General features: G+C 36.9%; 18 protein-coding genes and 1 tRNA gene. 4 read left to right on the forward strand and 15 right to left on the reverse strand.

Features of this window, described 5'->3' with window-relative positions; genetic code table 11:
• Positions 1-208 precede the first annotated feature (208 nt).
• A complete protein-coding gene (locus GQR56_RS20260; protein ID WP_166115017.1) occupies positions 209-1,999 on the forward strand; it encodes a GNAT family N-acyltransferase in 1,791 nt (596 codons plus the stop codon).
• Positions 2,000-2,253: 254 nt separating this feature from the next.
• Here GQR56_RS20260 and GQR56_RS20265 read toward each other — a convergent pair whose 3' ends face one another.
• The 3 genes from GQR56_RS20265 to GQR56_RS20275 all read right to left on the reverse strand — a co-directional run bounded on the left by GQR56_RS20265 (position 2,254) and on the right by GQR56_RS20275 (position 3,818).
• Positions 2,254-2,958 carry an NRDE family protein gene (locus tag GQR56_RS20265; RefSeq protein WP_166115020.1) on the reverse strand — a complete coding sequence of 235 codons (705 nt, stop codon included), beginning with the start codon at positions 2,956-2,958 and terminating at the stop codon, positions 2,254-2,256.
• On the reverse strand, positions 2,959-3,492 hold the full coding sequence (locus GQR56_RS20270) for a hypothetical protein (RefSeq protein ID WP_166115023.1): 534 nt from the start codon (positions 3,490-3,492) through the stop codon (positions 2,959-2,961). It abuts the gene before it with no gap.
• A gap of 251 nt (positions 3,493-3,743) precedes the next feature.
• Positions 3,744-3,818 (reverse strand) — tRNA-Arg (locus GQR56_RS20275).
• Positions 3,819-4,060: 242 nt separating this feature from the next.
• Between GQR56_RS20275 and GQR56_RS20280 the strand changes: the two genes are divergently transcribed.
• On the forward strand, positions 4,061-4,243 hold the full coding sequence (locus GQR56_RS20280) for a hypothetical protein (RefSeq protein ID WP_024611987.1): 183 nt from the start codon (positions 4,061-4,063) through the stop codon (positions 4,241-4,243).
• Positions 4,244-4,259: 16 nt separating this feature from the next.
• On the opposite strand, the gene GQR56_RS20285 is transcribed toward GQR56_RS20280, so the two are convergent.
• From GQR56_RS20285 to GQR56_RS20295, 3 genes are all read right to left on the reverse strand, one after another.
• Positions 4,260-5,081, reverse strand: coding sequence for a phosphotransferase (locus GQR56_RS20285; RefSeq protein ID WP_166115030.1), 822 nt, complete (start codon positions 5,079-5,081; stop codon positions 4,260-4,262).
• A 3-nt stretch (positions 5,082-5,084) separates the two neighbouring features.
• Positions 5,085-5,702 carry a nicotinamide riboside transporter PnuC gene (gene pnuC, locus GQR56_RS20290; RefSeq protein WP_024611985.1) on the reverse strand — a complete coding sequence of 206 codons (618 nt, stop codon included), beginning with the start codon at positions 5,700-5,702 and terminating at the stop codon, positions 5,085-5,087.
• A 201-nt stretch (positions 5,703-5,903) separates the two neighbouring features.
• Entirely contained in the window at positions 5,904-6,155 is a 252-nt protein-coding gene (locus GQR56_RS20295) for a hypothetical protein (protein WP_166115032.1), read from the reverse strand.
• Between the two features lie 100 nt (positions 6,156-6,255).
• On the opposite strand from GQR56_RS20295, the gene GQR56_RS20300 reads away from it, so the two are divergent.
• Complete coding sequence (locus GQR56_RS20300) at positions 6,256-6,495, forward strand: DUF2960 domain-containing protein (RefSeq protein ID WP_011329083.1); 240 nt, start codon at positions 6,256-6,258, stop codon at positions 6,493-6,495.
• A 102-nt stretch (positions 6,496-6,597) separates the two neighbouring features.
• Here GQR56_RS20300 and alr read toward each other — a convergent pair whose 3' ends face one another.
• From alr to rpsF, 9 genes are all read right to left on the reverse strand, one after another.
• Positions 6,598-7,677, reverse strand: a complete 1,080-nt coding sequence (gene alr, locus GQR56_RS20305; RefSeq protein WP_166115036.1) for an alanine racemase — start codon at positions 7,675-7,677, stop codon at positions 6,598-6,600.
• Positions 7,677-9,056 carry a replicative DNA helicase gene (dnaB, locus tag GQR56_RS20310; RefSeq protein ID WP_024611982.1) on the reverse strand — a complete coding sequence of 460 codons (1,380 nt, stop codon included), beginning with the start codon at positions 9,054-9,056 and terminating at the stop codon, positions 7,677-7,679. The genes alr and dnaB overlap by 1 nt, the downstream gene beginning before the upstream one ends.
• A gap of 124 nt (positions 9,057-9,180) precedes the next feature.
• Complete coding sequence (locus GQR56_RS20315) at positions 9,181-10,119, reverse strand: DUF4097 family beta strand repeat-containing protein (RefSeq protein ID WP_166115039.1); 939 nt, start codon at positions 10,117-10,119, stop codon at positions 9,181-9,183.
• A gap of 9 nt (positions 10,120-10,128) precedes the next feature.
• Positions 10,129-10,611 (reverse strand): hypothetical protein, encoded by a 483-nt coding sequence (locus GQR56_RS20320; protein ID WP_024611980.1) that lies wholly within the window; start codon positions 10,609-10,611, stop codon positions 10,129-10,131.
• Complete coding sequence (locus GQR56_RS20325; RefSeq protein WP_166115042.1) at positions 10,598-11,146, reverse strand: sigma-70 family RNA polymerase sigma factor; 549 nt, start codon at positions 11,144-11,146, stop codon at positions 10,598-10,600. Before GQR56_RS20325 ends, GQR56_RS20320 begins: the two co-directional genes overlap by 14 nt.
• Positions 11,147-11,376: 230 nt before the next feature.
• Complete coding sequence (gene rplI / locus GQR56_RS20330; protein WP_002962755.1) at positions 11,377-11,829, reverse strand: 50S ribosomal protein L9; 453 nt, start codon at positions 11,827-11,829, stop codon at positions 11,377-11,379.
• A 35-nt stretch (positions 11,830-11,864) separates the two neighbouring features.
• Positions 11,865-12,092 carry a 30S ribosomal protein S18 gene (gene rpsR / locus GQR56_RS20335; protein WP_006793721.1) on the reverse strand — a complete coding sequence of 76 codons (228 nt, stop codon included), beginning with the start codon at positions 12,090-12,092 and terminating at the stop codon, positions 11,865-11,867.
• Positions 12,093-12,104: 12 nt separating this feature from the next.
• Positions 12,105-12,422: a primosomal replication protein N gene (gene priB, locus GQR56_RS20340; protein ID WP_024611978.1), complete on the reverse strand. Its 318-nt coding sequence runs from the start codon at positions 12,420-12,422 to the stop codon at positions 12,105-12,107.
• Between the two features lie 44 nt (positions 12,423-12,466).
• A complete protein-coding gene (gene rpsF / locus GQR56_RS20345; protein WP_024611977.1) occupies positions 12,467-12,808 on the reverse strand; it encodes a 30S ribosomal protein S6 in 342 nt (113 codons plus the stop codon).
• 342 nt (positions 12,809-13,150) lie between these two features.
• Here rpsF and GQR56_RS20350 point away from each other — a divergent pair, with 342 nt between their 5' ends.
• Complete coding sequence (locus GQR56_RS20350; protein ID WP_166115045.1) at positions 13,151-14,350, forward strand: alpha/beta hydrolase-fold protein; 1,200 nt, start codon at positions 13,151-13,153, stop codon at positions 14,348-14,350.
• The last annotated feature ends 183 nt before the right edge of the window (positions 14,351-14,533 follow it).

The raw sequence follows: 14,533 nt of genomic DNA on the forward strand, positions 1-14,533 counted from the left end.
ATTATCATTCCATGCTCGCTTTAGCATTTACTATGATGTGGCTACCAATGTGGGCTGATTAATATATATACTACAAAGATCAACAGCCCCTAATCATTATAAAAAATCGAACTTAATTAACCTAATTTGAACATAATATTGTTTAACCTCGGTCTAAATAAATATAACAACTAATAGCAGCTTTAAATATTTAAGAGTATTAACGTATATGACAAAACTAAACCAACCTGTATCAAATTTAAGTGTGGCAGCAATAAACACCGCTTCGCCATTAGGTCATATATTAAAAGTAGCAGCTCCGTTGCTCGACAGTTTATTAGGCATAAATAAACTACGTAATATTTACCTCTCTAATAATTTATCGGGTTTACCTAAACAAGAGTTTAGCGAGAAGCTTTTAAATGTATTAGGTATAAATGTAATTGGTGCTCAAGGTGTAACAAGTAAAATACCTCAGGAAGGTCCTTGTATTGTGGTATGCAATCATCCTTATGGAATGATTGAAGGCGTGATTATTGCCAAGTTATTAACTAATTATCGTAAAGATACAAAAGTAATGGCTAACGTAGGTTTAAAAATATTTAAAGAAATAGAAGAGTATTTTATATTTGCTAATCCACTAAAGCCAAAAGCCGCTATTAATACTTCCGCTATTAAGCAATGCTTTAAACACATAAATAACGATGGTTTACTTGTTGTATTTCCGGCAGGAAGAGTCTCATTTTTTCAATCTGATAAACAGCGCATAACCGATGCTGAATGGAATAGATTAGCAGCTCAGTTAGCACTAAAAACACAAGCCCCTTTATTACCTGTTTTTATTAGTGGCGAAAACAGCCCAGCGTTTCATAATTTAGGACGAATTTATTACCGTTTTAGACTACTCATGTTGGTGCGAGAATTACTTAAAATACAAAAAAGCACTATTAGCTTAAGTGCTGGTAATTTACTAACATCAAAATTATTAGGTAAGTTTGACCAAACTGTCGACGTTAATGACATAGCTCGTTTGCAGTGTTATTTAAATGATGAACGTTACATAACACCTTGGCAAGATGATAACCAATCAACTCAACTTAAAGCAATTATGCCCGATGTTGATAAAACAAAAATGACGAACGAACTATCTAACTTGCCAAGTGAGCAGCATTTAGTCGATTTTAAAAACTACTCTGTTTATTACGGTTATCAACAGCAAATACCTAATTGCGTAGCGGAAATAACTCGCCTTAGAGAAATAACCTTCCGTACATTAAATGAAGGGAGTGGCGAGCCGTGCGATACCGATAAATTTGACGCAACCTATATGCATTTGTTTATTTATGATCATAAAAATGAAGAAATCATTGGGGCTTACCGAATAGGCCAAACTGATTTATTACTAAAAAATAATGACATAAGTGCTTTATATTTGTCGCAAATGTTTAACTTTGAACCCTCTTTTATTAATCAACAACAGCCATGCTTAGAAATGGGTCGCTCATTTATAGTTGAGGAACATCAAGGGAGCTACCATGGGTTGTTATTGTTGTTTAAAGGGATTGGTGTGTATATGGCGCAAAACCCACGTTACCGAACATTATACGGCACGGTTTCACTCAGTAAGCTTTATGATCCTCGCTCTGTAGCAATTATTGACCATACAATGGTAAATAATAAAGATGGCGTAAACGCAAATACACCTTTTGATAATAAGATTCACCCAGAATTTACCGATTTTATTAATAACCGCACATTAAACATCGAGCAAGTATCAACTTTAGTAATGGGGATAGAGTCCGATAAAAAAGACCTGCCTATTTTATTAAAGCAATACCATAAGTTAGGCGCTCAATTTCATTGCATGGGAATTGATAGCAACTTTAATCACACTCCAGGGCTACTTTTGAGCGTTCACTTACCTAGCGCTCCGGAAAAGCTATTAAAGCTCTACCTTGGTGATAAAAAAGATAATTACGTAAACTACCCAGAAGCTGCTTATACTAATTCGCTTAATTAAATAGTCTATTTTGAGGTAAAAAACCTTGAAGATAACAAAGTAGAAATTCGTTATTTAGTTGTTCTCGGCAATTGCTCCTGTGTTGCTCTATCTCCTGTATTCATGTAGCTGTATATCAGAGATTTTTAACGCAGTTAGCGTCAGGTTTAATTCTTCAAATTGATTAAGTACTAATCCACTAAAAAGCCGAAGCAATTAATTGCTTCGGCTTTTTAAGTATTCATTTAAGCGCTATTTGATATAAATTACATAACTTATGATGTAGCTGACTTTAGATAATTAACACTACTAATTCGTTGAGATTGCTTATCTAAATAATCAAAGCTAATAGTATTACTTACCTGAATATGGCTAATGCTGACAGTCATAGCATCATCTCGGTGCATATTAACGCCATATTGCCCTTGCTTATCTTTACTATAGTGAAATGCTAAAAACTGCTCGCTTACTGGGTGTCTTAAATCAATCATTTTTTTAAATTGTTGTAGTCGTTTTTTAGTTACGACCTCTAATTCGACCCCTGATGACGTAACAATCGGTTCAATTTCGCATTGAGTTAACTGCTTAGCATCCCACCTAATAAAATTAACATCGTTATTATTTAGTGATAATTTAGCGGGGAAAATACACAACTTAAATGGTGCATATCCCGATAAATCTAAATTTTGTAGTTGCTGTAAAACACTTACATTATTGTTCAATAGTAATGGTATTAAAGCTCCTCGACTGTATTTAACTGCGTCTATATCAAATACACTTTGGTAATCGTTTAATAATGCTAACGTTTGCCCAAAACTCGAAACCCCCAACCATGTACCACCACCTTGCGGATCGGTTGGATAGATTACATTACCATTATGCTTTTTTGGCGGTAATGCCTTTGTTCGCGTTTTTTGTTCATCACGATTAAAAAACAACTCATAACCATCTTCAGTTAAAAAGTAGCTTAAAGTGCACATTTAATTTTGAGTCGTCTTAGTTTGCATTAGTTGATTTTTTTCTCTTAAAAAAGTAGCCGTACTTGGCGCTAAGCCAAAGCTTTGATCGAATTGTGATTTTTGAGCAAATGATATTTGCGAAATCATCGCATAATGATGTACTGCATGACTGCCTACAAAAATAAGCTCTCGTGCTAATGAAGTCGTTACTGTTTGTACATTTTTGCTTTTAATCGAAACTTCAGTTGAAAGTAATAATGGTTCATTAAAATTACTTTCACTGAGCTGTTCAATCCACGATGCTATTTCATCAATTTTACTGATTGCTGCCTTTGGACAACTTTCAATATCACCGCCTCTTAACCTATAATCATAGTCAACACTTTTTACATTAAAGCCAACCAGTAACGATTGATAATGATCGATAATATGGCGCATATGCGAGCCTGCCGAACTAATAAAGTTAGGAGTAACGATTTGCGAATAATCCTCTTTAGTTACACCTTCAAGATAAGCGCGTCCTTGAGCTAGTATTTCTAATTGACTATTTAACATTGAATCGACTTTCCCCATTTACTACTGCAATCGTATATGAATCACATAACGTTGAGTAAAATTTTAATAATTTGTATTGTATGATTTACTAGAAAGCTGTTTTTATAATTAACTTTCAAAATTTATCAGGAAAATGCATTTTATTGATTTTCTATTTAGTAAATTAGGAATATAAAAACGAACATTTGAAATAATAAGAGTAGATAGTGGGGGAATAAATAACAAGGTTATACTAAACAATATAAAGCAAATGGCGCTCTCGGTAGGGATCGAACCTACAACTCAGCCTCCGGAGGGCCACGTGATATCCATTTCACCACGAGAGCACATTTGTTGCCGCCACACCAACTCGCGATATCAGTGCTTTAGCATGCGCAATAATAAAGAGATCTTACGTTAAATGCTAGCAACATTAGTTTACATGCCTATTAATTAAGCTGTTTTAAATAAAACACTTCACAATAATGTAAAAACACGCTATTTATTAATATTAGATAAGAAAGGTAACGCTTTAGCAACATTTTACTATAATTGTCGCTGTGCATATTTTTAACACGAGGAAGTAATTATGAGTTTAATGTCTACAGAGCAAGTTGCTGAGTTTTTAGGTGTAAAAGCAGAGCGAGTAAAACGCCTAGCCCGAGAAAGTTTATTAATAGCTAAATCGCAAGATGAAAACGGTGAGCCACAATTTGATACTGATGAAGTAACTAAATATAAAGAGCTGGCAGAGCGTTTTGGTGGGCTTTAAATAGAATAAAAAGTAGTTAAGGTTTTATCTTATTTTGGCTAATTAGGTCATCAAGCTGCGCGCGTAATTCAACACTTTTATTACTTATAGCGCGTTGCTCATACCACCCTACACATAACACCAAATAAAGCAGCTTATAGTTATTAAGTTTATCTATTGATTGAGTAAACTTAAACTCCCCGCTTATACATTTTTTATAATCAGCTAATAATATGCTTTCACTGTGCTCACTTAAGTTAAAGCTAACAGCAAGGGATGCTAAGTCAAAATATACATCATTAGTTTTGGCGTACTCAAAATCAATTAAGTACATGCCAGTGGCGTTTACTATTATATTTTCTTTAACTAAATCGTTATGACAAAAGCCTTCATCAAATGACATCCTTGAAATTACTTTTAATGCGGCTTCAATTTGCGGTTGGTATTGTTTATAAACCAACGATTGTTGATAACAAAATAGTTCTTTCGCGATATCCATTGGTTCGGTTTTAATATCGTAATTATGCACTTGAACTAGTTTATTGATTAAACTGCGCGGAATACTCGATATATGTGATTGAGCAACATCACCTTCAATATAATTAAAGGCTGCATGTTGATTTACTTTGTCTAACCAAATAGGTGCTGGGCATACACTAAAGCCACTTAAAAAACGCTGTGCTTCAAGCCCTATATTTGGCCAATGTGTTTTATAGTACTTTAATAAGTAGCTTTGCTGTTCAGTGCGTATTAAAAAGTTGTGATTACTAAAGCCATTAATTATTCGTTCACATTTAACAATGCTCTGAGCCTCTGTAAACGCGCTACATATTTTAATTAACTCTGTCTTAGTAATCATCTATTAGAGCTGTGCAACAGGCTTAGCTTGGCTTTGTTCGTATTCTTCATACCAAGTTTTAAATCCCCACGCCGCCATAATGGTATAAAATATAAAGAGTGCTAGCGTTGGGTAATAGCCTTTTTCGTAATATAAATACATAGACGCTGCATCTATTACAATCCAATACAGCCAGTTTTCGAGGACTTTTTTAGCCACTAAGTAAGTAGTTACTACTGCAAAACATGTTGTAAAGCTATCAAGATAAGCAAAATCGGCATGAGTATAGTTTTGCATAACGTAACCAATAGCTATTGCAGCTACGGTTGTTAAACTAATTAGAACTGCATGACGATTTATAGACCACGATGTAATATTTAAATTTGCAGCTTTGCCTTTACGCCACACAACCCAGCCAAATACAGCCATGTACATATAATAAAAATTAAGTAATGACTCCATAAGTAATGCGCCATTCCAATACATTATTGTATAAATAAGCGTGCTAAAAAAAGCAGCAGGCCAACACCATAGGCTTTCTTTTATTGCTAATAATAAGTAGGCCATAGACAACCCTACCGCAATGTATTCCCAATGCGACATTGCTGTAAAACCACTTAAGGTTTGTGTTAAAAAATCCATATTATGCATTTACCGTTTAGTTGTGCCGATTGTTATACCAATCTGCTTATATACGGGGTCTATTTAACGTTAAGAAAATTACGCTAGAACTAGGCAAAAATTTTTGTATCTAGTTGTTCTAAATAAAAAATTTTTAACGACGTTATAGTGCAATTTAATTCGTTAAATTGATCAAAGATTTATGCAGGTTGGTATTATAGGTTATTCAGGCGATAAATCGCCAGAGAGAAACTTACATACAAAAATAGCTTTACCAAACTCTTCATATGAACGTTTAATTTCGGTATTTAACACCTGCATTACTAAATCATAATCACCAAAAATTTGAGTTGATAGTGTATTTGTAATTACTTTTAAGTCATTGTATTCATTTAATCGGTCAATAAAGCCCTGAATAAACGGGATGTAATCTTGGTGCAATGGGTATTTACTGATCTCTACTGATAATTTCATTTTAAACTCTTTATATTAATTATTTGATTTCAAAAAATCGTTCAATGCCAGTTCAATACAGTGTAAAATCACCGTAACACTCAATCGAAATGAGCTAAATATGGCACGCAGAATCACTTATACATTTAAAAACCAACCACGCGAGATTAATTTTGCTAAAGATAAATACCACGACATGTATCAAGCAATTGCTGCTGCTGAAGGTATTGACCTGACTAATTACTTAAGCATGGTACAACAAATAGAAATGACCTCAAAAGGGTCGGCCTCTGTTCGTAACTTTCGCGACCAAGAATTTGCCCGTATGGGCTTTAGCGATATTTACTTTATAAAAGAGTAAATATCGTTTTATGGTAATTTATACCAATTACATTAAATTAGTGATCTATTTAATACGTTAAAATGATCATATTTTTAATAAAATTGGTATTAGTTAGCTGTATTAACGCTGATACTCATAACTTACGCGTGGTGTAATATTACATAACAGCTCGTAAGGGATAGTATCAGCGCATAGTGCTATTTCTTCCACTGGTAGCTCAGGACCCCACATAGTAACCCTATCGCCCACTTTAATATTGTGTTCATTAGCGCCTATATCTACGCTAATCATATCCATAGCTACACTGCCAACAATACCATAACGCTGCTTACCAATTATAACTGGAGTGCCTTCTTTAGCATGCCTAGGATAGCCATCACCATAACCCATAGCCACAACAGCTAACTTGGTTGGTTTATCACTTTTCCAACGCCCACCATACCCTACCGCTTCATGGGCTGGTACATTACGCACTGCAATTACACGCGTAGTTAAACGCATAACAGGCTTTAACTTGTGTTGCTGCCCAACGCTATTTGCTATTGGTGATACGCCATATAACATAAGTCCAGGACGCACCCAATCACCATGACCATTTGGCCATGCAATAATACCTGCAGAGTTTGATAAGCAATGTGCTTGGTCAATGCCATTCACTAAATTATCAAATAAGGTAATTTGTTGAACCGTTTTAGCATTATCAACATCATCAGCACACGAAAAGTGGGTCATTAAATTAACGGTATTTTTGGCGTTAGGCGTTTTTTGTAAACGGTTATAAAACTCTTCAAACTGCTCAGGCGCTATACCTAAGCGGTGCATACCCGTATTTATTTTTAACCAACATGTAATTGGTGCATCGAGCTTTGCTTTCTCAAGTGCAGTTAATTGATATTCATCGTGAATAATAGTCTGAAAGTTATTAGCGAGTAACAAAGGTAAGTCGGCTTTATTAAAAAATCCCTCTAGTAAAACTATTGGCTTTGTTAAGCCGCCAGCTCTAAGGGCTAAGGCTTCATCTACACGAGCTACAGCAAATGCGTCAGCATCATTTAAATGCTGCGCAATCGTTACTAAACCATGACCATAAGCATTCGCTTTTAAAACAGCCATTACTTTGCTATTTGGAGCAAAGCGTTTAACTTGCGCAAGGTTATGCGCAAGTGCCGTTAAGTTAATTTCAGCAGTCGCTAAACGCATTAGTAATCGTCATCTACCGCAGGACCCGCGTAATTATCAAAGCGAGAAAATTGACCTTGGAATGTTAAACGTACTTTACCAATTGGACCGTTACGTTGTTTACCTATAATGATTTCGGCAATACCTTTGTCGGTGCTGTCTTCGTTATAAACTTCATCACGGTAAATAAACATGATTAAATCGGCATCCTGCTCTATCGAACCTGATTCACGTAAATCTGAGTTAATTGGGCGCTTATCGGCACGTTGCTCTAGCGTACGGTTTAACTGCGAAAGCGCAACAACCGGGCATTTTAGCTCTTTTGCTAATGACTTAAGTGAACGCGAAATTTCAGCAATTTCGAGTGTTCGGTTATCAGCAAGGCTTGGTACACGCATTAACTGCAAGTAATCGACCATGATCATGCTAATACCGCCGTGGTCACGCGCAATACGACGTGCACGAGAACGAACATCTGTAGGTGTTAAACCTGATGCATCATCAACGTACATTTTGCCTTTTTCCATCAACAAACCCATTGTTGATGAAAGTCGTGCCCAATCGTCATCATCTAACTGACCAGTACGTACTTTAGTTTGGTTAATACGACCAAGAGACGCTAGCATCCTCATCATAATTTGTTCTGAAGGCATCTCTAGAGAGTAAATAAGCACTGGTTTGTCTTGAGTCATTGCGGCATGTTCAGCAAGGTTCATCGCAAATGTGGTTTTACCCATTGAAGGACGTGCTGCAACAATAATTAAATCGGATGGCTGTAAGCCGGTCGTCATTTTATCAAGATCGGCATAGCCGGTGCTCACCCCCGTTACACCATCTTGTGGCGATTGATAAAGCTCTTCTATTTTATCAACGGTTTTTTCAAGGATGCTATGAATGCTTTGCGGGCCTTCATTATTTTTTGTTCGTTGCTCAGCAATTTTAAACACTTTGCTTTCGGCAAAATCGAGTAGGTCGTGACTGGTACGCCCTTCGGTATTAAAACCTGCTTCTGCAATTTCATTTGCTACGCCAATCATTTCACGTACCACAGCGCGCTCACGCACAATGTTTGCATACGCGTCGATATTTGCTGCACTTGGGGTATTTTTAGCAATTTCGGCTAAATAAGCAAAACCACCAATTCCAGCTAATTTATTATTTTTTTCTAAACTTTCAGAAATAGTAATTAAATCTATCGGATCGCCAATTTCAGCAAGTGCCGTCATCGCCTCAAAAATTAACTTGTGCGTGCGGGTATAAAAATCCTGTGATACAACAAGCTCAGCTACGCGGTCAAAAGCTTGGTTATCAAGCATTAAGCCACCTAAAACAGATTGTTCAGCTTCTATTGAATGGGGAGGAACTTTAAGAGTATCGACTTGCTTATCTGGTTTGGCCATAACTTCACAGTAGTAAAATTGAATGGCTCTATTCTATCGACTTGCAGGGGCTGTGCAAATAGAAAAGCAGGAAATCTTTTCCTGCTTTTTGTAACTCAATAGCTTAATTTATCTATATCAACGGTTATTTCTTTCTAAGCTCTATTCGCCCGCTAATCGTATCCATTTCAACGTTCGCATTACCGCCATGAATACTAAATTCTAAATCACTTGCTGGACCATATTTAGCCTTTTGCACTTTATTGCTGTTGAGCTCATTTATTATTTTGCCATTCGCATGTGCTTTAATTTCAAACTTAGCGGATACATCGGCTGCAAAGAAAAACTCAGCATCGCCACTTACCGATTCAAAACGTACATCGCCGCCCTTTAAAAGCTCTTTAATATGTACTTCAGCTTCACCATTTACAGTATTAATCCGTAAGTTTTTAACAGCCGATAGCGTAAAATCTATATCGCCATTTACGTTTTCAAGGCGCACATCATTAGCACTTGAAATTGATTTAATATCACCATTAACCGCGCTAAAACGCAGCTCACCACTTGACTGCCTATCGTTAATTTCGCCATTTACGGTTTCAAATTGAATATTACCGCTTAAGTTTTCTGCATTTACATCACCATTAACGGTGGTTAATTTAACATTACCGACAATAGTATCTACAGTAATCTCACCATTAACCACATCAACCTCAGCGCCGTTTTCAAGCTCTTTTGCAATAACCGATGCATTTACGCCAGCAAATTCAAGCGCACTGCTTTTTGGCATAAATATAGTTAATTTTGATCCATCACCGTTATTTCCCCAGCTCATTTTACGCGGTATTTTTACAATAAACTCAGTTTTATCGCCACTCGTTTTAAGCTCATAACCATCAGCTTTGTCATCAAGTTCACCTGATACTTTAAATACGTTTTTATCCCATCCGGTTATATTTATATCGCCACGCTGGTTTTCGATAAAAATAGTGCCGCCATTTGGTACGTCTATTTGCTTATCTATTTTTTCACCTGCAAATACCACCAGTGGAAATAAGCTCAACCCTAATAAAATAGCTTTCATGTCGTACTCCTAAATATGTTGCCAACGAGGCGCGTGCACCTTGTTAATCAAATCAAGTTGTTGTTGATATATTTGCGCTAACATTGTCAGTAACGCTTGGTTTTGTGGTTCATTTTCAAGAGCTTGCTTTATGGCTTGCTCTGCTTCTTCTAATTCTTGTAATTGTATTTGCCAATTACTGGTAAGTGCTTCTTTATTTTTGTATTCAACCAACAAACTATTTTTTTGCGCTGAAAAGTAATCACTTATCGCAACTACAGGTTGTGGTTCAGGCGTTATATAAAATATATTTACTGCAACTAAAGCCGCAATTGTACAGGCTGCTATTACCGTTATTTTTGGCCAAATAACAGTGTTTATTTGTGCTGTTTTGCTATTTATAATTGCTCGCTCAACACCTGCCCACAAGTCTTTTTGTGGTGCTATATCTTTATCAAGCGTATTTAGCGACTCGTTTAAGTAGTTGTTAAAATTAGGTTTATTCATTTTCATACCACTCTTGTAATAACTGCCTAGCACGATGATATTGCGATTTACTTGAGCCAACAGCCATACCTAATTGCTCAGCTATTTCCTCGTGCCTGTAACCTTCAATTGCAAACAATACAAATACCATACGCGCACGTTCAGGTAGCCTTACTATTAGCTTATCTAGACCATTTAAACCTTCACAGTCATTAGCCGATTGCTCATCCATACCACTGTGCTCAATACTCACCACTTTTTGCAGCCAGTTTTTTTGCCTACGTAAGTAACTAATTGCTACATTACTTGCAACACTGTAAAGCCAAGTAGAAAACTGCGAGCGACCATCAAACAGCGCTATTTTATGCCACACCTGCACAAATACTTCTTGAGTGGCATCTTCGGCATGCGCTTGATCCGCTAATAAACGCAAACATAAGCCATAAACCCGCTTTACATGTAACCCATAAAGAGTTGCGTATGCAGCTTGATCACCCGATTTAATACGCTCAATCAATGCAGCTTCGCACAAGGGCGTTTGTTCGGATTTAACGTGTAACATCCGTAATGTCGCCTTTTAATTATTATTAGTGAGTTAGTGTATTGATAAGTTAGACGTAATGACAGTTCGGAAAGGTTTAAATGAAATGAAAAAATATTGAAGAAAAAAGAATTACTTGTACGAGGTTTTATTTAACTGCGGCTTAATTAATAGCTTATACATAAAGTTAGCTAAATTACAGACACAAAAAAGCCGTGCTAATAGCACGGCTTTTGTCGCTTAATTAAAAATTAAGCTTCAGCGATTACGATTACTTTAATAGTAGCCGTTACGTCTGAGTGAACTGAAATTGATACGTCAAATTCACCTGTCTCACGGATAGTACCTAGAGGCAAACGAACTTCTGACTTAGCAACTTCAACACCAACAGCTGAGATAGCGTCAGCGATGTCACGAGTACCGATTGAACCGAATAACTTACCTTCGTCACCAGCTTTAGATACTAATGTAACTTCAGCTAATGCTTCTAGTTTTTCAGCGCGTGCTTGTGCAGCAACTAACTGTTCAGCGATTTTCGCTTCAAGTTCTGCGCGACGTGCGTCAAAAGTTTCAATGTTAGCTTTAGTCGCAGGAACTGCCTTACCTTGAGGGAAAAGGAAGTTACGTGCGAAACCAGATTTAACTACAACCTGTTCACCTAGGCTACCTAGGTTAGCGATCTTATCTAGTAGAATAACTTGCATGTTTCTACACCTTTTAAAAACTGTTAATCCGCTGCTTACTTATGTAAGTCAGTGTATGGAAGAAGGGCTAAGTAGCGAGCACGCTTAATAGCAGTTGCTAGCTGGCGCTGGAATTTTGCGCTAGTACCTGTAATACGGCTAGGTACGATTTTGCCACTTTCTGTAACATAGTTTCTAAGAGTAGCTAGATCTTTGTAATCGATTTGTTGTACGCCTTCCGCTTTAAAGCGGCAAAACTTACGACGTCTGAAATAACGTGCCATGAGATTAATTCCTCAAATAATTCTTTCGATATGCTGAGCATGCAAAACCAATTGGCTAAGGCCGTTACGACCTTCGTGGCGATTTAAAAAACCACTCACTTGCAATGCCTGCCCAACGTGCAAATGTTGAGTCTGTTGTTGCATTTGCTTTCCACTGGCAACTACCTGAAGCCTCACGTAACTATTACGGTTAAGGTCTGCTTCGGTTTGCATTGATTTATGTTCTATAACAAAAATACAATGCTTTATGCCAGCAGGGCTTTGGCTAAACTTGGGAGTTTTACAAACTACCCCAGATAAAACCAGTTGATTCATAAAAGGGCTAACCATTTATATTCATCACCAGTTAAACGCCATGCTTGGACTCAAAACAATTAAGCAGCTGGTGCTTCTTTCTTCTCTTCTCTTGCAAGAGGAGACGCTTCAGTTACAGCACTTTTAGTGCGAACAACCAAGTTACGAAGCACTGCATCGTTGTAGCGGAAAGTAGTTTCTAGCTCGCTGATTACTTCAGTTGGTGCTTCAACGTTCATAAGAACATAGTGAGCTTTATGAAGTTTGTTGATTGGGTAAGCCAGTTGACGGCGGCCCCAGTCTTCAAGGCGGTGTATAACACCATTTGCTTCAGTGATTGAACCTGTGTAACGTTCGATCATACCAGCAACTTGCTCACTCTGATCAGGGTGAACCATGAATACGATTTCGTAATGACGCATGGATATTCCTTACGGTTAATAGAGCCTTCTACCGTTTCGGCCGGTCGGTTTAAGGCAAGGAATTAATAGTTTAAAAGCCGAAATGAGCGCGCATTTTACGCTTAGTAGGATAATTAAGCAAGCATGTTTTTAACGCTTTATTAGAAAGAGCTTACAAAATATTTTACTCACATCAACAAAAAGGTAGGTACTTAATACTATTACTGTAAACGCTGAGCTTGAACGCGTAAAAACCGTGGTTTTTTATTACTTAAGCTTTAAGTTTGCCTCGAAAATATAAGTATTTACTCAAACTAAAAGTCGTGCAATTATTAAGCAATACATTATTGAATAAGGATATTTATGAAGTATTTACTATCGCTTGTATTAATACTTACTTTTGTTACGTCTTCTTTAAGCCTCGCAGAAACTACTGCAACGGACATAACCGTTGGTAAAAAAATCATCTTGCAATCAAAAATACTTAACGAAGACAGGCCTATTAGAATTTACACCCCTGAAAATATAAAAGATGATGAGCCGTTGTATGTTATTTATTTGCTTGATGGTGTTGAGCATTTTCATACGGCTTCCGGTGTTATTAAATCGCTTATTGATTACGAACAGATTCCTAACGCGGTGCTCGTTGGCGTTGACACAACCAACCGTGTTCGCGATTATTTACCACAAGTACAAGGCGAGCCTAAAACCGAGTTTCAAACTTTTGTTAAAAACAAATGGTCTGATGCGGGGCAAACCGACAAGTTTTTAAAGTTTGTGTCTGATGAGCTCATGCCATACATAAATTCTCACTACTCAACTAACGGCTACAACACCTTAATTGGTCACTCCAATGCAGGAACGTTAGCGCTTTATACGCTAGTTAATCAGCCAGAGTTATTTAATAACTATATAGCTATAAGCCCTAATAGCTGGTGGAGTGATGAAGAGTTAAAAAATAATATTACAAAATACTCTAAAAACCCGAAGGGTAATCAAACATTATTTATTAGCGTAGCAAGCGAAGGCGCACGCTTTTATACAGGCGTATTAAACACTTTAGTAAATTTAGAACAACAAGCGCCCGCACAACTTGAATGGGAATATAAGCACTACCCATCTTTTACTCATATGGGCACTATACTCCCAGCACTGAGCGATAGCCTAATCCACTTATTTAGTGACCTAATTTTTAACGTTACTGATGAGCATGGAAGATTTGCAGATGTATCGCTCATTACAGGTTACTACCAAGCACTTAGCGATAAGTACGGATTTAAGCTCAAAATTCCAAAAGATGTATATGTTGAATTTGCCCATAGCCAGCAAAAGTTTGATAACACTGCTAAAGCTATAATCACACTTAAACAATTTACTACCGACTACCCAAATACTACTTATGCTCATATGCGTTTATCGCAAGGCTACACTGCTAACAAACAGTTTAAAGAGGCAGTTACCAGCATGAAACACGCACTAGAGCTTGCTAAACAAAACTCACGCGACCCACTGTTAATTGATGCGCTCAAAGATATGCTGAATAAAGCACAAGATAATTTGTAGGTGATTTTACCTTCTTTTACGAGCTTCGCTCGTCGCGCCAGCAAGCTGTACGCTTACAGGTAGAACCAAACTCGGGGTTTAATATTTATTGTAGATACCATCTCTCATTTTAAGCTTCAAGGTCGTATTTAACTTTCTTGGAGCTTAAACGCTTCTTGGTTTTTTATTACACCAAAACATATA

The sequence above is a fragment of the Pseudoalteromonas sp. Z9A5 genome (assembly GCF_011378875.1).
Taxonomy (GTDB): domain Bacteria; phylum Pseudomonadota; class Gammaproteobacteria; order Enterobacterales; family Alteromonadaceae; genus Pseudoalteromonas.